Origin of the sequence: Xanthomonas bonasiae, assembly GCF_014836395.1 — a bacterium.
In the GTDB taxonomy this organism is placed as follows: Bacteria; Pseudomonadota; Gammaproteobacteria; order Xanthomonadales; family Xanthomonadaceae; genus Xanthomonas_A; species Xanthomonas_A bonasiae.
This window is the reverse complement of sequence record NZ_JACSQX010000008.1, coordinates 253,619-271,901: the sequence shown is the minus strand read 5'-3', so window position 1 is coordinate 271,901 and position 18,283 is coordinate 253,619. Positions and strand designations below refer to the sequence as shown.

Sequence of the window (18,283 nt, the reverse complement as noted above, 5' to 3'; positions counted from 1 at the left end):
CTGCCCATGAACCACGCCCACCAGCCGCAGCCCGACGCCCCGCAGCTGCGGACGTTGCTGCTGACCGACCTGTGCGATTCGATGGCGCTGGTGGAGCGGCTGGGCGACGCCAACGCCGCCGAGCTGTTCAAGCTGCACGATCACCTGGTGCTGGAACTGCAGCAGCGCTGGCGCGGGCGCCTGATCGACCGTTCCGACGGCCTGCTGCTGCTGTTCGAACGGCCGATCGACGGCCTCGGTTTCGCCCTGGACTACAGCCGCGGCCTGCACGCGCTGGGCAAGCAGCGCAAACTGGAACTGAAGGTGCGCGCCGGCCTGCACGTCGGCGAGGTGCTGACCTGGCGCAACAGCGATGCCGCGGTGCAGGTCGGCGCCAAGCCGCTGGAAGTGGAGGGCCTGGCCAAGCCGACCGCGGCGCGGCTGATGACCCTGGCCCGCCCCGGGCAGATCCTGCTGTCGGCGGTGGCCGAGTCGCTGACCCACCGCGCCGCGCGCGAACTGGGCGAGCGCGGCGAGCGCCTGCTGTGGAAATCGCACGGCCGCTGGCGCTTCAAGGGCGTGCCGACGGCGCAGGAGATCTACGAAGTCGGCGAGATCGGCAACACCCCGCTGCGCGCGCCGAAGCCGACACCGAAGGCGTGGCGGGACATCCCGCTGTGGCGGCGGCCGGCGGCGCTGGTGGCGGAGGCGACGCTTACCCTGGGGGCGGTGGCCGCGCTGATGTTCTTCGGTCGCCCGGAGCCGGCCATCGCGTTCGCCGAGCGCGACTGGATCGTCGTCGGCGACCTGCGCAACCTCACCGGCAACGCGACGCTCGACGCCTCGCTCGACCAGGCGTTCCGGATCAGCTTGGAGCAATCGCGCTACGTCAACCTGCTCAGCGACCTCAAGGTGCGCGACACCCTGAGCCGGATGAAGCGTAGCCCCGACAGCAAGATCGATCGCGCGGTCGCCTCGGAGATCGCGCTGCGCGACGGAGCGCGCGCGGTGATCCTGCCGACCGTCGCCGAAGTGGGCGGTCGCATCCGCGTCACCGTCGAATTGGTCGACCCGGCGACGCAGGCGACCGTGCATACCGAGTCGCAGACCGGGCGTGGATTGGAGTCGGTGCTGGCGTCGGTGGACACGGTGAGCGGCCAGTTGCGGCATCAGCTCGGCGAAGCCATCCAGTCGGTCGAGCAGGCATCCAAGCCGTTGCCGCAGGTCACCACGTCCAATCTGGATGCGTTGCGTTCCTACGCATTGGGCATGGAGGCGACGGGGAAGGGCAACTGGAAGCAAGCGGAACAGAATTTCCGCGTGGCGATCGAGCTTGATCCGCAGTTCGCGCTGGCCTACCTTGGCATCGCCCGTGTGCTTGCAGCGACCTCGGACCGCGCTGCGGCGGTCCCGTATCTGCAGAAGGCACAGGAATACGCATCGCGCCTGCCGGCGCGCGACCGGCTCTACCTTTCGGCATGGGCGGACGAACTCCAGGACAGTCCGGCCGCGCTGGGCGGATGGCAGCAGTTGGTGCATCTGTATCCCGACAGCTTCGCCGGACACGGCAATGCTTTCTGGCATCTGTTCCAGGCGAATCGGTTCGCCGAAGCATTGCCGCATGCTGTCGCCGCCGATACCTCGCAAGATCCGTATCGGTCGATCGCCACCGACGATATCGGCCGCATCTATCTCGTGCAGGGGAAACTGGAAAAGGCCAAGGCCCAGTTCACCCAGATCGCGCTGCAGGACAAGAGCGGTCCTGGCCGGCGTCTGGCCAACGTGCTTGCGCTGCAGGGCGACTATGCCGAGGCCGAGGCGCGGCTGCGTGCAATTCCCAAGAGCGGCTATGCGAACGACGACATGGTGCCGCGTCTGGACCTGATCGCGCTGAAGGTGGACCAAGGCAAATGGGACGAGGTCGCCACCGAGCTCAGCGACGCGATCAAGGCTGGTCGTTCGGCCAACGACTTCACCCAGGCCCAGTTCGGCTTTGTGCAGTTCTCGGTCCAGGCATTGACGGTGCCGTCCGGCAAGGTGCTGCCGCGGCTGCGGCAATGGCAGAACGCTCAGCTGCAGCGTCAGGAGCGGGCGGTTCCGGGCGAGCCGTATGCGGCCGATCGCGCCGCGCTCATTCTTGCCGCCGCTTATCTGGCGCAGCGCCTTGGCGACGACACGTTGTCGGCGCGTGCGCTGAAGGCTGCCGGCCCGTGGGCGCAAGCGTCGGCGGATCCGGCACTAGGGAAGTTGCTGCGGGTCGTACAGGCGGGTCAGCACCGCTTGCGCGGCGAGTACGCGCAAGCGCTCGCCTTGCTGGCGCCGCGCGACGACGACCTGCTGCAGTCGCGGGTGGCGCTGTATCTCACCTTGCAGGCCGCCGGGGAGCATCGCCAGGCGCTGGCGCAGGCGGACTGGATCGGCGCGCACCGAGGCCTCGCCTATGGCGAGGCCTCGGTGTCGCAGTCGTTGCAGACCTTGAATGTCGCCGATACGCGCATGGCCGCTCGCTGGGCGGCGCAAGCCCTTTCGGATCTGGACAGGGTCCCGGATGCGCGGCGACGAATCGAAGCGCTGTTCGCCGTGTGGCCCAGCGCCGCGATGCCGGCTTACTTGAGAGAGACGGTCGAGGCGACCTTGCCGGCTTCGAAAGCAAAAATGACATGATGGTTGCCGTCCACCGTCAGGTGGCTGACCAGTTCCTTGCGCGCCTTGGCGATTTCTTCCTTCGGCGCCAGTTCCTGGCAGGTCATGCAGTAGAACGGCGCGCCCTGCTTGGGCGGCGCCGGATCGGCGGCCAGTGCCTGGTCTGCCGGCGTGTAACCCAGGCTGGCCAGGGCGGCGACCGGATTTTCCTGGAAGCTGGTGCGGAAGGCGTCGTCGGTGCTCAGCAGCTCCAGCAAGCGGTCGGCGATGTCGGCAGGCAACGGATCGTGGCGCGGGGTATTCATGGCAGTGTCATCTCGCAGGGAGGGGGGTGTTCGGTGCGACGCGTAAGGCGCAACCACTATATCTATCGGCATAATCGCCTACCAGTTGAATAGGTTTTCCGTATGCGCGTGCGCCGCTGTTTCCATCTGTTCCTCGAGCCGCGCGAGGTCAGTCGCTTCGATATGGTCTCGCTGTTGGCCGGCGGCAACGGCCTCAAACGCGAACGCCAATGGGTGGCGCTGGCGCCGCATCTGGAGCAGGAAGTCGAGGTCGATGCGCTGGAGCGTGAACTGCTCGGCGCTCTCAGTGCGGGCGATTGGACCGACGCGCAGGCATTGCCGCCGGATTGCGCCGTCGCCAGCACGCGCCTGATCGAGGTCGGCCTGCTGCTGCGCGACGACGACACGGCGCGCGCCGGCTTCGCCGAGCGCGACGCGGCCATGCGCGAAACCTACTGGTGGGGACCGGCCGCACTGGCGCACCGGTTCGGGCGTTGGCAAGGCAGCGACAGTGTCGTGGCGATGGAGGCCAATGGGCTGACCACGGCCGCCGGTCTGTGCGAGAAGCTCGGCCCGCCGCCTGCGGAAGTGGGCGAGCGCGTAGCGGCCGCCATGCGCCTACCGTTGCCGCGCGAGCAGGAGGACGACTTCGATGCGCTGCTCGCGCGGCGTGCCACCTGCCGTAATTTCGATACCGCGCGGCCGTTGCCGCTGGCGGCCTTCGCGCAGCTGATGCAGCGCGTGTTTGCGGCACGCGCCAGAGTCGAGGCCGACGGTGTCGCCGCGTTTCTGAAAAAGAACGCCCCCTCCGGCGGCGGCTTGCACGCCACCGAGGCCTACCTGATCGTGCAGCATGTCGACGGTCTTGCGCCGGGCTTGTATCACTACCATCCGGTCGAGCACGCCCTGGAACCGTTGCCGGCCCCGGACGTCGCGCTGGATGCGTTGGCACGGACCGCGGTGGCTGGCCAGCACTGGTTCGCCGATGCGCCGGTGCTGGTGGTGATGGCCCCGCGTTACGCGCGCATGTACTGGAAATACCGTCATCATCCCAAGGCCTATCGGGCCTTGCTGCTGGATATCGGGCACCTGTCGCAGTTGCTCTACCTGTGCGCGACGCAGGCGCAGTGGGGCGCGTTCGTGACCTCGGCGATCAACGAGGTGGATATCGAGCAGGCATTCGGCATGGACCCGTTGCGCGAAGGGCCGCTGGTGGTCTGCGGCTTCGGCTGGCGGGCGCCGGCGTTGACCACCGCGGAGTTCGATCCGGCCGGCGTGGTATGGCAGGCCAGCGTCGCCGGATCGCCCTGACGAGCGCGCGCGGGGTGGCATGAGGCGCTTCAGTCAGTGCCAGCGAGCATGGCCGCCGCATTGGTGCAGCGCTCCTGCAGTTGCGGGCGTTGCCGTCCGCCGCTGTGGTTGCCTGTGTTCAGTGCGCCTGGCTGTGCGCCGTTGCGGTTGCGGCCACAGCCGCTGCGTCGGGGGCAGCCGGCTTGGCGGGCTTGTCGCTATGTTCTAGCAGTTCCAGACGCTTGCCGCCGGGCAGCCGATAGTCCAACTGCTGCTCCAGCGCATCCAGCGCGGCGACCTGCACGCAGAGCGCGTCGGCCCTGGCTTCCAGCGCCTTGCCACGCGCGTCCATGCGCCGCTCCAGGTCCTTCTCCATCGCGTCGGTGCGTTTCTCGATGGCGTCGGCGCGCCCGGTGAACACCGCGAACATCACCCCGCGGGTCAGCGCGCCGGCCATCTCCTCGGCGGCGGCGCTGACGTCGGCTTCGAACGCCTTGTCGAACGGCTCCTTCTGCCATTGGCCTTTGCCGAGGGTGCGGTCAACGTGGGCGAGGGCGGCGTCGCGGTGCCGCTCGAGCTTGCGCGCCTTGCTGCTGCTGCCGGTGATGGCCTCGACCACGCCACCGAAGGCGTCGAAGGTGATGCCGACCACCTCGCGGGCGATGCCGGCCACTTCGGGCATCAGCGCCTGGGCGCCCTGTTCCATCTGCCGCAAGCGCTGGGCGTCGGCGCTGCTGAGCGGCTGCGCGACGCCGTCCACTTGCAGGCGGCTGTCATGCAGGAACACGGTCTTCGGCGTGCCGGCGCTGCGCGTCAGGGCGACGCCGGTCCGGTCGACGATGACGTCGTAAGGCGTGGAAAAGCCGCATTGCTGCGAGGAGAACTGCGGGCCGGCGCTGGCGCTGGCGGCGGCACCCAGCAGGGAGAGCGTACACACGGAAAGCAGCAGGCGCATGGCGGCGGTTCCTTTGACGATGACGGCAGCATCGGTGCTGAGCCGTGCCGTGTCGTCTGCGGGAAGTCAGGGTGCGGGAAGTCATGCCTGCACCGCGGCGCCGGCAAGCCCGTGCGGATCTAGCTCGGACACTCAGGCATCGCCCAGTGCTGGAGAAGGGGGCCTTGCGGGCCGGCGACGGGATCGCTGGGCGGGAACGGCAGCTGGGCGATGCGCCGGATCGTTTCGGCGCTGGGCGCCTGCCGGCAGATGTCCCAGTCCTGCCCGGCGGGATAGGCGCCGACCACCACGAAGTCGCCGCTGGAGGCGATGCAGCGATGGCCGGTGCCGGCCGGCAGCAGCAAGGCGTCGCCGGCCGCCAGCGTGGTTTCGGGACCGCCTGGGCCGCCGATGACCAGCCGCGCGCTGCCGCTTGCCACGCCAAGCACCTCGTGGGCAGTGGAATGGTAGTGGTGGTAATCGTAGATGCCATCGCGCCATTGCGGCGGCCAGCCGTGGGCGGCGAAGCGGCGTTCGAAGCCGGCGGCATCGCCCCCGCGTCCGGCTTGGCGGTACAGCAGGACCGGCAGGAACGGATGGTTGGGCACCCAATCGTGCGGCGGCAGCAGCCAGTGTTCCAGGTGCATCGGCGCGTCCTCGCGGCATGGTGTGGCGGGCAGCGGGCGGCCGCCGTTGCGGATCATGCTAGCCAGGCCGCGTGGTCGCGGCGTCATGGCGCGATGCGGCGACATCGTCGCGGTGCACGTGCGCATGCAGCGTTCGACACGGCAATCCCAACGCCATCCGCCGGCTTGCGACACGGCAGCCCAGGCGATATCGCCAGGACTGCCACTGCTTGCCTCAATGCAACGGTGCCGGACCTGCGTCGGCACGATGGTGCGTGCCCAGGTCCTCGACCATGGCGGCGCTGGCGGCGTTCAGTCCCACCACCTGCACCTGCGCACCATGGCGGCGGAATTTCAGCACCACCTTGTCCAGCGCGCCGATGGCGCTGATGTCCCACAGGTGCGCCTGCGTCAGGTCGAGGGTGACCCGCGCCGGCGCGTGCGCATAGTCGAACGCGGCGGCGAAGCTGCCGGCCGAGGCGAAGAACAGCTGGCCGCCGATGCGGTAGGTGTGGCCGCCATCGGCGTCTTCGGTCCTGGCGATGTCCAGCATGCGCCCGACCTTGCGCGCGAAGAACAGCGCCGACAGCAGCACGCCGGTCAGCACGCCGCGCGCCAGGTCGTGGGTGGCCACGGTCACCACCACGGTGGCGAGCATGACCAGGCTGGAGCTCTTCGGATGCGTGCGCAGCTGCGCCAGCGAGCGCCAGCTGAAGGTGCCGATCGAGACCATGATCATCACCGCCACCAGCGCCGCCATCGGGATCTGCCGCACCCACGCGCCGGCGAACACCACCAGCATCAGCAGCACGCTGCCGGCGACCAGCGCCGACAGGCGGCCGCGGCCGCCGGATTTCACGTTGATCACCGACTGCCCGATCATCGCGCAGCCGGCCATGCCGCCGATCAGCCCGCTGGCGATGTTGGCCGCGCCCTGGCCGATGCATTCGCGGTTCTTGCCGCTGGGGGTGTCGGTCATGTCGTCGACGATCTGCGCGGTCATCATCGATTCGAGCAGGCCGACGACCGCCATCGTCGCCGACACCGGGAATACGATCTTCAGCGTCTCCAGCGTCCATGGCACGTCCGGCAGCAGGAACGTCGGCAGGCTGTCGGGCAACTGACCCTTGTCGCCGACGGTGGGCACGGCGATGCCGAAGTACAGCGCCATGCCGGTCAGCAACACGATCGCCACCAGCGGCGGCGGCAGCGCGAGCGTACGCGTCCAGCGATGGCCGAGCAGCAGCGCCGCGGCACCGATCGCCGCCACGGCATACAGCGCACGCGCATCGAGGCTGCCGGCGGTCAATGCGGCGCCCAGCAACAGCAGCCACAGGCCGAGTCCGGCAAAGGTGCGTCGCGACAGCCACGGCAGGCCGTAGATCACCAGCAGGCCCAGCGCCACCAACGGGTATACCAGTGCGGGCACGCCGATCAGTTCCGGCAGCTGCGCCATGAAGATCAGGATCGCCAAGGCATTGACGAAACCGGTGATCACCGAGCGCGACACGAAGCGCATCAGCGCGCCGAGCTTGAGCAGGCCGGCGCCGATCTGCAGCACGCCGGTCAGCAGCGTCGCCGCCAGCAGGTACTGCAGGCCGTGGTCCTTGACCAGGCCGACCATCAGCAGCGCCATCGCGCCGGTGGCGGCGGAGATCATGCCCGGCCGGCCGCCGACGAAGGCGATCACCACGCAGATGCAGAACGAGGCATACAGCCCGACCTTGGGATCGACCCCGGCGATGATGGAGAAGGCGATGGCTTCGGGGATCAGCGCCAGCGCCACGACCAGGCCGGCGAGCACGTCGCCACGGATGTTGCCGCACCATTGCTGGCGCAGCGGGGGATTGAGATTCACGAGAAAACGCTCCTGGCGCCGCGCCCGTCGCGGGGCGGCGCTACACGAAATGGAAAGCCAGAACACACCGGGCGTCCCGCAAGGGGACAGCGTGGAAAGCGCAGCGCGGGTGTCAGGGTGGCGTCATGTCGTGGCGTGGGGAGCGGAAGAGCACGCGGCGATGCGTTGCGTGCCGCGCCAGTATAGAACAGTCGCGCCTGTGCCGGCCTTGCGCTGCTTCCCACTTGCGCGTGCTGCGGTGGATGCAGCGCTGCATGTGCAGGCATGCGAGCACGGGGTGAGAAGCGGGCTGACGTCCGATACGGCCGTTCACAGCCGCTGGCATGCCGGCCTGGGTCGCGCGGCGGAACGCGCCGTCCCATTGCCGGAGACGCCACGGCTCACAATCTCCTCACTATTTGCGCGCAGAATGTGGCAACAGGATTGCGCGACGTGGAGCGCCGGCGAATGAACGATTTACGCATCGACCATGTCGACGCTGCCTTGTCCGCGCTGGACCAGGCCGATCCGCAACGCAAGGCGGCGTTGTGGCAGTGGGCGTATCTGGAGATGTTGCACGAGACCCTGAGCGCGATGCATCAGCTGTCGCACCGGGTCGGCGTGGCCGAGCTGGTCGCCGATGCCTGGCTGGCGCCGGTGGACGTGATCGCGCTGGAGCATTCGTTCCTGGACCGAGCCACGCTGGCCGATCCGCGCGTGCAGGCCTTCGCGTTGGCGTTGGCTGAAGCGTCCTCGCGCCAGTCGCGCGCCGAGCTGTGGCGCAGCGGCTACGCCAGCGCGGTGCAGGCCACGCTGCAGGGCATGCAGGCGCTGGCCGGCAAGCACCGGATCGATGCGCAGGTCGCTGCGCCCTTGTCGTCCGCCTGAGCGCCACCTCGACGCATTCGTGCGGCGTGGATAGCGTCGCTGGTGACGCGTCGGTAGCGTGCGCTCGCAGCAGGCGACGTCGGCAGTTGCATCTTCGACATCCAGCGACCTGCTAACGCGCTCGGCACGCAGCGTTCACCATGGCGCAACGCCGTTGCCGACAGCCTTGGGAACATGGTCAGCTCCCACCGCCATTCCGCATCGCAGGCGACGGCCACGCATCGGGCGCCGCGGGCGAACGACGTTCCTGCCGATGCCCCGGGCATCTCGGAAGCCGGCGCCTGGTGGCGGCAATTGCGTGCCGCCGTGCCGCGCTGGTTGCTCGTCGCGGTGGCACTGCTGGCGCTGGGCTTGCTGCTGTACTGGTACGCCCGTGCTTGACCTCCTGTCCTCCTCGCGTGGAGAGCCGCGCATGGCGCCATCTGCCGCACACGACCATGTCCGTCGCTGCAGCGTGCGCCTGCATCCGCCCGGCGGGCACGAGGTCGCCACGCACGCCTGGATCGCCGCCGAAGTGGCGCGGCTGATGCGCCTGCCGTTGCAGGACGCCAGTGCGGCGCAGAGCGGTTTCTACGTGCCGGACGACACCCTGACCGTCGCGCAGGCGCAGCAGCTGGGCGTGCGTGCGGCGACCGACCTGCTCGGTGGCGTGGTCCCGCATGCGTTCGTCGCCACCAAGGCGATCAGCCATCCGCTGGTCGATCCCGGCGCGGCCGCGCCGCAGGGCTGGGCACATGCGCTCGGCGGCGCGCTGGCCGAGGCGACGGTGCCGGGCTACACCGCGTTCGCTGCGGACGATGCGCGCGTGGCGTATGCGCGCCTGTGCGGCGGCGGCCAGGTGCGGTTGAAGCTGCCCAGCGGCATCGGCGGGCAGGGCCAACTGCTGCTGCACGACGCGCACGTGCTGGAGACGGCATTGGCCGCGGTGGCGGCGAAGGACCTGGCGCAGCAGGGCGTGGTGCTGGAGCGGCAACTGGACCGCTCGACGACCTTCAGCGTCGGCGAAGTCGACTGCGCCGGCATGACCATCGCCTATTACGGCACGCAATCGGTCACCGACGACGCTGCCGGCCGCGAGACCTACGGCGGCTCGCAACTGTTCGTGATCCGCGGCACCCTGGACGCGCTGCTCGAACGCACGTTGCCGCCGCAGCAGCGCGAGGCGGTGCTGAAGGCGCGCCACTACGATCGCTGCATCGCCCAGGCCTATCCCGGTTTCTATGCATCGCGCCGCAACTACGACGTGATCGACGGCATCGCCGAGGATGGCACGCGCCTGTGCGGCGTGCTCGAGCAATCCTGGCGCGTCGGCGGCGCCACGCCGGCGGAACTGGCCGCGGTCGATGCCTTCCAGCGCGATCCGGCGTTGCAAGCGGTGATCGCGGCCACGGTCGAACGCTACGGCGTGCCGGCGCTGCCCGCGGATGCCGAGGTCTACTACATGGGCGAGGATCCGCGCGTGGGGCGCCTGACCAAATACCGTTATGTGAGCGCTGCGGACTGACGATGGAAACCAAGCTCTCCAGCATCGATATCGCGGTGGACGGCGACGCCTTGAGCGGCACCCTGTTGACGCCGACCAACGGCATGCCCGGCGTGCTGTTCGTGCATGGCTGGGGCGGCAACCAGCACCACAACCTGGTGCGCGCACGCGAAGCGGTCGGCCTGGGCTGCGTATGCCTGACCTTCGACCTGCGCGGCCACGAAGGCCTGGCGTCGATGCGCGAGACGGTGACGCGCGCGCAGAACCTGGACGACATCAAGGCGGCCTACGACCGGCTGGTGGATTCGCCGCAGGTGGATCCGGAGTCGATCGCGGTGGTGGGTTTGAGCTATGGCGGCTATCTCGCCTCGCTGCTGACCCTGGAGCGGCCGGTGGAGTGGCTGGCGCTGCGTTCGCCGGCGCTGTACAAGGACGCGCATTGGGACGGCCCGAAGGTGGCGTTGAACCGCGATCCGGATTTGATGTCGTATCGGCACCGCGCCATCGCGCCGGACGACAACATCGCGCTGGCCGCGTGCCAGCGCTTCCGCGGCGACGTCTTGCTGGTCGAGGCCGAGCAGGACGTGATCGTGCCGGGGCAGGTGCTGAAGAACTACGCCGCCGCGTTCTCCAATGCGCGTTCGCTGACCTCGCGGGTGATCAAGGGCGCCGACCACGCGCTGACCCGCAAGGAACATCAGCTCGAATACACCCGCTATCTGGTCGACTGGCTCACCGAGATGGTGGTCGGGCGCCGCGTGGCGCTGGCCAAGAACGTGGTCGAACGGCGCAAGCAGCAACTCAAGAGCACCCAAGGCGATGCGGCGACATCGCCCGGACAGGGCTCGAAGGAGTTCCAGGGCCGCATCGAGGCCAAGGAACGCACCTCCGACGCCACGCCGTCGCGGTGAAGCGCTGGCGCGGCGGCGCCGCGGCGGATGCGCGCGACGAAGCGGTCGCGCTGCAGTCTGCAACGCGATCCCAGTCCGGCGCGCTCGCCGCTGCCGTCAGTGGCTGCGCCCGGATTGCTCCAGATGGTGCCAGGCGTGGCGGACCAGCCAGCGCGCCTCGTCCCACGGCACCGACAGCGACGGCGCCAGGTGGTGATAGGACTCTTGCAGCACGCGGTACAGCTGCGCTTCGGTGGCGCGCGGATAGGCCAGATAGACGTCGTAGCCCATCTTCAGCAGCGAGGCATAGTCGGAGAAACCATGGTGGCCGAGGCGGCCATTGGCATGCGCATGCCGCCAGTAGGCCATTTCGGCATCCAGATCGACGGCGCGACGAGCGTAGGCAGGACGAGCGGAAGCGGTCTGCATGGGTAGGACTCCTCTCGAAGCTACCCCCCTGTCGCTCCGATCCTAGCGGATCGGTGCCGCGATTTGCGCGTGCAGCACGATATCGCGCGCGAATCGCTGAACCGCTAAGCGAGATGAGCGGACAGATGCGCTGTAAGCGTTTGCAACGCAATGCTGGATAGCGCGCCGGTTGCGAGGGCGCATGACACGCCGTCGTCGTGCCCGGCGAGGATGCGTCATGCGACGGGGCGCCAAGCACGCGTCACACGCCTTGTCATGCGGCACATGCCGATCGCCGTGGAGGCGACGGCACGATCACCGATCCAGGGCTGGCAGCGCCGCGGCTTCAGTCCCAGTCCGGCGCGATACCGGCTGGGTTCGCCAGCCGTTCGCCGCGATCCAGCGTGGCGATCTGCGCCATGTCCGCGTCCTCCAGGCGCAGCGACTGCGCGAGCAGATTGCTGGCCAGGTTCTCGCGCTTGGTCGAGGACGGGATCACCGCATAGCCCTGCTGCAGCGCCCAGGCCAACGCCACCTGCGCCGGCGTGGCGGCATGGCGTGCGGCGATCGCGGCGATCACCGGATCCTGCAGCACCTTGCCGTAGGCCAGGGTCATGTACGAGGTGACGTGGATGCCCTGTTGCTGCAGGTAGCCGATCAGCTTGCGGTTCTGCAGATAGGGATGCACTTCGATCTGCTGGGTGGCGATCGCCTCGGCGCCGAGGATCGCGATCGCCTGCTCGGTCAGCGCGATGGTGAAGTTGGAGAGGCCGATCTGCCGGGTGAGGCCCTGCCGCTTGGCGTCGGCCAGGGCGTGCAGAGACTCGGCCATCGGCACCGCATCGCGCGGCGAGGGCCAGTGCACCAGGGTCAGGTCCACGTACTCGCTGCGCAGCTTGTCCAGGCTCTGGCGCAGGCTCGGCAGCAGCTTGTCGGCGGACAGGTTGTCGGTCCACACCTTGGTGGTGACGAACAGGTCCGCGCGCGGCACGCCGGAGGCGGCGATGGCCTGGCCGACCTCGGCTTCGTTGCCGTAGATCTGCGCGGTGTCGACGGCGCGGTAGCCGAGTTCGAGTGCGTTGCGAACCGAGTCGACGACGACCTGGTCCTTGAGCCGGAACGTACCCAGGCCGAAAGCGGGAATGCGCATGCAGTGACTCCTTGCGAGGAAGATGGGAAAGAGCGTTGGATTTCAGTATGCGAGCGGTACAGTTGCGGTAGCGTCGGCGCGCATCGCACCGGGTTGGCCGAACGCTGCGGTGGCGCCGAGGGGCGCTCACAGGCATGCAGGGCCAAAAGACGGAAGCGGGAGCATGACGGCATCCCGTAGGAGAAAGCAGGTTCACAGTGTGGACCTGTCCCTGGCCCGGAAAAACCCGCCGCCAGACCAATCACTTTTGCGTTCTGGTCAATAATCGGCTTCCGATTCCGCCATCCGCCTTGCCATGAAGACGACGCTGGAGGTGCGGCAACCGATCCATGCCGTGTACTACCGCAACACCGCGTTCTCGGCGCGCATCGCCTCGTTTCTCGATCCCCTGGCGGAGGCCATGGGGCCTACGCCGTTCGCGGCGTAGCGGCTAACCGCTGCCTGAGCTGAGTAGGTGCATGCGCAGCCGGCGGCCGGCCAGATCGCCAACGACGCGGCATGCCGCAGCGGCCGTCCGGTCGTGGCAAGACCATTGACCGGCGCCGCCAAAAGTAGTTGTATGAAGCAACGAAATTGCCGGAGCCGGCCATGCCAGCGGTGGATCCCGTCGTCGTCGAACAGATCCGCGCCGCCTCGCGGCAGCTGGTGCGCGAACTCGGCTTCCTGCAGGACACCCTCGCCGCGACCGATTATCCGCCGTCGGCGGTGCATGCGTTGCTGGAGATCGACGCGCGCGACGCGGTCGGCGCGTCGCAGCTGGCCGACTGCCTGCAGCTGGAAAAATCCAGCGTCAGCCGCATGCTGCGCAAGCTGATCGCGGCGGGCGAACTGCGCGAGCGCACCAGCGCCGAAGACGGCCGCGCCAAGCAATTGCGGCTCTCCGCGCGCGGCCGGCGCACGGTGCAGGGCATCCACGCTTTCGCGCGCGCGCAGGTGGAGGCCGCATTGGCGCCGCTGCCGGCGCAGGCGCAGGCGGACATCGGCCACGGGCTGGCGGTCTATGCGGCCGCGTTGCAGGCCCTGCGCAATGGCGCCGCGCCGCCAGCGCCGGAAGCGGTGCGCATCGACGGTGGCTACCGGCCCGGTGCGATCGGCCGCATCGCAGAAATGCACGCCACCTTCTATGCGCGGCATGCCGGCTTCGGGCAGTTCTTCGAAGCCAAAGTCGCGGCGGGCGTCGCCGAATTCGCCGCGCGCCTGGAGCGGCCCGGCAACGGCCTGTGGCTGGCGATGCAGGCGCAGCGCATCGTGGGCGCGATCGCCATCGACGGCCAGGACCTGGGCAACGGCGAGGCGCATCTGCGCTGGTTCGTGGTGGACAACGGCCTGCGCGGCAGCGGCATCGGCCGGCAGTTGCTGCAGCAGGCGTTGCAGTTCTGCGACGCGCAGGGTTTCGCCGCCACCCGGCTGTGGACCTTCGCCGGCCTGGACGCGGCGCGGCGGCTGTACGAGGCGCACGGTTTCGCGTTGCTGCAGCAGTGCGAAGGCGACCAATGGGGGGCGAGCGTGATCGAACAGGTGTTCGTGCGGCCGCGGCCTGCGGTCGCGGCACCGGCGCAATCGTGCAGGCGGCAGGACGGCTAGCGGCCGCCATCCGCACCCACGCCAGGCATGCGCGCCGCGTATCGCCTCGTTGCCGGGCCATCTGCTTGTCGCACTGGTGCCGAGCGTTCGTTGCGCAGCGGTTCGCCTGCGCGGCACATAGCGATTCGGCGACTCGACCGGCCGGCAAGCGGGACGCTGGACACGCGCCAAATAATGTAACTATTATGGTTACATGAAAAGAAACACGCAGCTGTCCGACGTGCTGCACGTGCTGGTGCACCTGGCGCAGCACGGCGAACCGATGACATCCGAACAGATGGCCGCCTGCCTGCAGAGTCATGCGGTGGTGGTGCGGCGCCTGTTGGCGCGGCTGCGCGAGGCGCACCTTGTCGCGTCCACCCGCGGCCACGGCGGCGGCTGGCAGCTGGCGCGCGCGCCGGAGGCGATCAGCCTGTACGACGTCTATGTCGCGCTGGGCGAGCCGCTGCTGCTCGGCCACGGCGTGCGCGGCCCGCATCCGGATTGCGCGATCGAGCGCGCGGTCAACGCTGCGCTGGACGACGGCTATCGCCAGGCGCAGGCGGCACTGGCCGCGCAGCTGCAGGCATTGACGCTGCGCAAGTTGGCCCGGCGCGTGCAACGCATATCCAGGCAGGAGCAGACCGATGCAGCATGATGCCGTGATCGTCGGCGGCAGTTTCGCCGGCCTGTCTGCCGCAATGATGCTGGCGCGCGGGCATCGCAAAGTCTTGGTGGTCGATGCCGGACTGCCGCGCAACCGGTACGCCGCGCACTCACATGGCCTGCTGGCGCTGGACGGCATGCCGGGCGGCACGGTGCTGGCGCAGGCCAAGGGGCAGCTGCTGGCCTATCCGACCGTCGAATGGTGGGACGGGCAGGTCGAAGAGGCGACCGCGTTGCCCGGTGGCTGGGACGTGGCGCTGGCCGACGGCAGGCGGATACGCGCGCGCGGCATGGTGCTGGCGACCGGCGTCGTCGACCAGTTGCCGGACCTGCCGGGCGTGATCGAGCGTTGGGGGCACAGCGTCATGCACTGCCCTTATTGCCACGGCTACGAGCTGGGCCGGCAAGCGCGTATCGGCGTGCTCGGCAACGGCACCACGGCATCGGCGGAGCAGGCGCTGATGCTGGCCGACTGGGGGCGGGTCACGCTGTTCGCGCAAGGCATGCCGCTGGACGACGCGGAGTTGATGGCCAAGCTGGCCAAGCGCGGTGTGCAGGTGGAAACGCGGCGGGCGCTCGCGCTGGAGGGCAATGGCAAGGCGATCGACGGCATGCGCGTGGACGATGGCGCGCGGGTGGAGATCCAGGCGCTGTTCGTGGCCGCGCCGACGCAGATGGCCAGCCCGTTGGCCGAGCGCCTGGGCTGCGTGTTCGACGACGGCCCGTCCGGCCCGTATCTGCGCGTGGACGAGCGCAAGCAGACCAGTGTGCCGCGGGTCTACGCGGCCGGCGACGCAGCGCGCATGTTCGGCAATGCGACCCTGGCCTCGGCCGACGGCGTGCTCGCCGGCGTCGGCCTGCACCATGCGCTGATCGCCGAAGACAGCCAGCCGGATCCCGCGAGCGGCGCATAAAAAAGGCCGTCCGCGAACGGACGGCCTGCTACCGGCGACATGCCGCCCCGCTTGCGGGGCGACAGCCTCAGCCCTTCACGCACAGCACCTGACGCAAGGTGTGCACCACTTCCACCAGGTCGCTTTGCGCGGCCATCACCGCATCGATCGACTTGTACGCCGCCGGCGATTCGTCGATCACCGCCGCATCCTTGCGGCACTCCACGTGCGCGGTGGCCTCGCGGTGCTGGGCCAGGGTGATCTGCTGGCGCGCGGCGGTACGGCTCATTACCCGGCCGGCGCCGTGGCTGCAGCTGTGGAAGCTGTCGCCATTGCCCAGCCCGCGCACGATGAAACTCTTCGCGCCCATGCTGCCGGGAATGATGCCCAGCTCGCCGGCACGCGCGCTGACCGCGCCCTTGCGGGTGACCAGCAGTTCCTCGCCTGCGTGCGTCTCCTTCTGCACGTAGTTGTGGTGGCAGTTCACCGCCAGCTTCTCCAACTGGAACTTCGGCAGGCGGTGATGCATCTCCGCCAGCACCCGCGCCATCATCGCCTCGCGGTTCTCGCGCGCGTAGTCCTGCGCCCAGGACACCGCTTCCACGTAGTCGTCGAACAACGGCTCACCTTCAATGAAGAACGCCAGGTCCTTGTCCGGCAGGTGGAAGCCGAGCACGCGGTGCGCCAGCTGCTCGCGCGCCTGCTCGATGAAGTAGCTGCCGATCAGGTTGCCGGTGCCGCGCGAGCCGCTGTGCAGCATCACCCACACCGCATCGCTCTCGTCCAGGCACACTTCGATGAAGTGGTTGCCGCCGCCGAGCGTGCCGATCTGGCAATCCAGCTTGTCGGTGCGGATCCGGCGGTGCCTGGCCTTGATCGTGTCCAGGCGCGCGACCAGCCCCGACTGCGCGATGCGCGTGGCGATGCTGTCGGGCAGCTTGCGGTGTTCCCCGCCGCGGCCGTTGCCGACCGGCACGCTGCGTTCGATGCTGGAACGCAGTTGCGCCAGGCTGTCGGGCAGATCGGCCGCGCGCAGCGTGGTCCGCACCGCGGCCATGCCGCAGCCGATGTCCACGCCGACCGCGGCCGGGATGATCGCCCCGCGGGTCGGAATTACCGAGCCCACGGTCGCGCCCTTGCCCAGGTGCACGTCGGGCATCACCGCCACCCACGGCCCCACGAACGGGATCGCGGCGATGTTGCGCAACTGCTCGTGGGCCTGCGCTTCCAGCGGCACGCCGCGCACCCAGCCCTTGATCGGCGTGGCGCTGCCTTCGGCGTGCAGCAATTCGTAGTTCTGGATACTCATCGTCTTCATTCCTTCGAGGCCATGCGCGGCGCGTCCCTGCGCTGCGCATGGCGGTCCTACTTCATCGTCACCAGCTGCTTCAGCACGCCATCCAGGCCGCCGAACACGGTGAGCTTGTCGATCTTCTCGGTGACCTTCTCCAGCGCCTCCAGCTCCTTCAGCCGCATCAGCACCGGGTTGTCCTCGATCAGCTTGGCGGTGTTGAGCAGCGAACGCGTGGCGTTGGCCTCCTCGCGCCGGCGGATCACGTTGGCCTGCGCCGACTTCTCCGCCTGCACCACCGCGTTGAGGATGTCCTTCATCTCGCCGGGCAGGATCACGTCCTTGACCCCGACCCCCAGCACCTCGATGCCGAAGCCGGCCACCTGCTCGCGCACGTAGCCGAAGATGTCCGCATCCAGCGACGCCTTGTCGCCCAGCAGTTCGTCCAGCGTCTTCGCCGACACCGCACGGCGCAAGCCGTACTGCAGCTCGCGGTACAACTGGTCGCCGTACTTGGCCACCCGCGTCCGCGCGGCGACCGGGTCGGCGACGCGCATGCTCGCGGCCAGGTTGACGCGCAGGCTGACCTTGTCGCGGGTCAACAGCTCCTGCCCGGACACCTCCACCGACTGGATACGCAGCTCGATCACTTCCGCGACGATGTTCTTGCGGAAGTTCCAGAACGCGTAGTGCCCCGGCGCCAGGGTCTGCTGCAGGCGCCCATCGACGAACACCAGTCCCGCCGACTCGGCCGGAACGTCCAGCGCCACCGCGAAACGCGACAGCAGGCCGAGCTGGCGCAGGCGCTGGGCGACATCCGCCGGCACCGCCAGGCTCTCGCCCAGCGGCTGGCGCATCACCTCCACCGCGATCAGCCCGCGCCAGTACAGCCGGCGCGTGCCGGGCGCCAGCACGTCTTCGAGCTTGCCCTGCTTGAACACCAGGCCGACTTCGTCGCTGCCCAGGTCGGCCAGCACGAAGACCTCGTGCAGCTGTGCGCCCAGGCGCGCGATCAACGCGTCGGCATCGGTGCCGGCGTAGTCCGGCACGGCGATATTGCAGGTCTTCACGTCGATCCGCCGCGACGGATCGAACAGACGGTAGACGCCGGGCGCGAGCACGCGCTCGAAACGCCGGTTGCGATACATCAGGCCGCGCTCGCTATCGCCGATCACGACCCGCTTGGTCCAGAACATGGCACGTTCTCCTTGTGTGGCTCTGGTGATCCGGTCCTGTGGATGAAATCGCCGCGCCGGACCGACGAGCGCGAGGACGCCACGTTGCGAGCGCCATGGGCGCCGCAACGCTGCAAGAGAAGTGCAAGTGCGCGCACGACGTCGCCACGGCGGCCAGCGGGCGCTGTCGGTGCGGAGGCCGGCGCATGTCGTCGGCATCGCGCTGCATTGCGATGCGACCGTCGGCGCAGGCGCGCACGTCCAGGGCGGCGTGGCGGCGGCA

The 18,283-nt window shown here is 69.0% G+C and carries 18 protein-coding genes; 10 read left to right on the top strand and 8 right to left on the bottom strand.

Annotation, left to right across the window (positions count from 1 at the left end; translation table 11 throughout):
• Positions 1-6: 6 nt before the first annotated feature.
• Positions 7-2,643, top strand: coding sequence for a putative peptide modification system cyclase (locus H9658_RS15165; RefSeq protein WP_191825955.1), 2,637 nt, complete (start codon positions 7-9; stop codon positions 2,641-2,643).
• On the opposite strand, the gene H9658_RS15160 is transcribed toward H9658_RS15165, so the two are convergent.
• Entirely contained in the window at positions 2,586-2,927 is a 342-nt protein-coding gene (locus H9658_RS15160; RefSeq protein WP_191825954.1) for an NHLP-related RiPP peptide, read from the bottom strand. The two genes, H9658_RS15165 and H9658_RS15160, sit on opposite strands and share 58 nt — an antisense overlap.
• Positions 2,928-3,029: 102 nt before the next feature.
• Between H9658_RS15160 and H9658_RS15155 the strand changes: the two genes are divergently transcribed.
• The gene (locus H9658_RS15155) at positions 3,030-4,217 is read left to right on the top strand and encodes a putative peptide maturation dehydrogenase (RefSeq protein ID WP_191825953.1); all 1,188 of its coding nucleotides are present in this window, start codon (positions 3,030-3,032) and stop codon (positions 4,215-4,217) included.
• Positions 4,218-4,335: 118 nt separating this feature from the next.
• Here the strand turns inward: H9658_RS15155 and H9658_RS15150 are convergent, their stop codons facing one another.
• The 3 genes from H9658_RS15150 to H9658_RS15140 form a co-directional block, all read right to left on the bottom strand.
• Positions 4,336-5,151, bottom strand: coding sequence for a DUF2884 family protein (locus tag H9658_RS15150; RefSeq protein ID WP_191825952.1), 816 nt, complete (start codon positions 5,149-5,151; stop codon positions 4,336-4,338).
• A gap of 119 nt (positions 5,152-5,270) precedes the next feature.
• Positions 5,271-5,864, bottom strand: a complete 594-nt coding sequence (locus tag H9658_RS15145) for a cupin domain-containing protein (protein WP_225209995.1) — start codon at positions 5,862-5,864, stop codon at positions 5,271-5,273.
• Positions 5,865-5,991: 127 nt separating this feature from the next.
• The gene (locus H9658_RS15140) at positions 5,992-7,614 is read right to left on the bottom strand and encodes a SulP family inorganic anion transporter (RefSeq protein ID WP_191825951.1); all 1,623 of its coding nucleotides are present in this window, start codon (positions 7,612-7,614) and stop codon (positions 5,992-5,994) included.
• Positions 7,615-8,061: 447 nt separating this feature from the next.
• Between H9658_RS15140 and H9658_RS15135 the strand changes: the two genes are divergently transcribed.
• The 4 genes from H9658_RS15135 (at position 8,062) to H9658_RS15120 (ending at position 10,875) form a co-directional block, all read left to right on the top strand.
• The gene (locus H9658_RS15135) at positions 8,062-8,481 is read left to right on the top strand and encodes a hypothetical protein (protein ID WP_179571082.1); all 420 of its coding nucleotides are present in this window, start codon (positions 8,062-8,064) and stop codon (positions 8,479-8,481) included.
• 174 nt (positions 8,482-8,655) lie between these two features.
• Entirely contained in the window at positions 8,656-8,862 is a 207-nt protein-coding gene (locus H9658_RS15130) for a hypothetical protein (protein WP_191825950.1), read from the top strand.
• A 31-nt stretch (positions 8,863-8,893) separates the two neighbouring features.
• Positions 8,894-9,985, top strand: a complete 1,092-nt coding sequence (locus H9658_RS15125) for a DUF3182 family protein (RefSeq protein WP_191825949.1) — start codon at positions 8,894-8,896, stop codon at positions 9,983-9,985.
• A 2-nt stretch (positions 9,986-9,987) separates the two neighbouring features.
• Entirely contained in the window at positions 9,988-10,875 is an 888-nt protein-coding gene (locus tag H9658_RS15120; protein WP_191825948.1) for an alpha/beta hydrolase family protein, read from the top strand.
• A gap of 96 nt (positions 10,876-10,971) precedes the next feature.
• Here H9658_RS15120 and H9658_RS15115 read toward each other — a convergent pair whose 3' ends face one another.
• Both H9658_RS15115 and dkgB read right to left on the bottom strand, forming a co-directional pair.
• Positions 10,972-11,283: a hypothetical protein gene (locus H9658_RS15115; RefSeq protein WP_191825947.1), complete on the bottom strand. Its 312-nt coding sequence runs from the start codon at positions 11,281-11,283 to the stop codon at positions 10,972-10,974.
• A gap of 325 nt (positions 11,284-11,608) precedes the next feature.
• Positions 11,609-12,412 (bottom strand): 2,5-didehydrogluconate reductase DkgB, encoded by an 804-nt coding sequence (gene dkgB, locus H9658_RS15110; protein ID WP_191825946.1) that lies wholly within the window; start codon positions 12,410-12,412, stop codon positions 11,609-11,611.
• A 295-nt stretch (positions 12,413-12,707) separates the two neighbouring features.
• Between dkgB and H9658_RS23145 the strand changes: the two genes are divergently transcribed.
• The 4 genes from H9658_RS23145 (at position 12,708) to H9658_RS15090 (ending at position 15,555) form a co-directional block, all read left to right on the top strand.
• The gene (locus H9658_RS23145; RefSeq protein ID WP_263604336.1) at positions 12,708-12,839 is read left to right on the top strand and encodes a hypothetical protein; all 132 of its coding nucleotides are present in this window, start codon (positions 12,708-12,710) and stop codon (positions 12,837-12,839) included.
• Between the two features lie 161 nt (positions 12,840-13,000).
• A complete protein-coding gene (locus H9658_RS15100; protein ID WP_191825945.1) occupies positions 13,001-13,996 on the top strand; it encodes a helix-turn-helix domain-containing GNAT family N-acetyltransferase in 996 nt (331 codons plus the stop codon).
• Between the two features lie 193 nt (positions 13,997-14,189).
• Positions 14,190-14,633 carry an Rrf2 family transcriptional regulator gene (locus tag H9658_RS15095; RefSeq protein WP_191825944.1) on the top strand — a complete coding sequence of 148 codons (444 nt, stop codon included), beginning with the start codon at positions 14,190-14,192 and terminating at the stop codon, positions 14,631-14,633.
• The gene (locus H9658_RS15090) at positions 14,623-15,555 is read left to right on the top strand and encodes an NAD(P)/FAD-dependent oxidoreductase (RefSeq protein ID WP_191825943.1); all 933 of its coding nucleotides are present in this window, start codon (positions 14,623-14,625) and stop codon (positions 15,553-15,555) included. The genes H9658_RS15095 and H9658_RS15090 overlap by 11 nt, the downstream gene beginning before the upstream one ends.
• Positions 15,556-15,622: 67 nt before the next feature.
• Here the strand turns inward: H9658_RS15090 and H9658_RS15085 are convergent, their stop codons facing one another.
• Complete coding sequence (locus H9658_RS15085) at positions 15,623-16,843, bottom strand: RtcB family protein (protein WP_191825942.1); 1,221 nt, start codon at positions 16,841-16,843, stop codon at positions 15,623-15,625.
• A 56-nt stretch (positions 16,844-16,899) separates the two neighbouring features.
• On the bottom strand, positions 16,900-18,021 hold the full coding sequence (locus H9658_RS15080) for a slipin family protein (protein ID WP_191825941.1): 1,122 nt from the start codon (positions 18,019-18,021) through the stop codon (positions 16,900-16,902).
• Positions 18,022-18,283 lie beyond the last annotated feature (262 nt).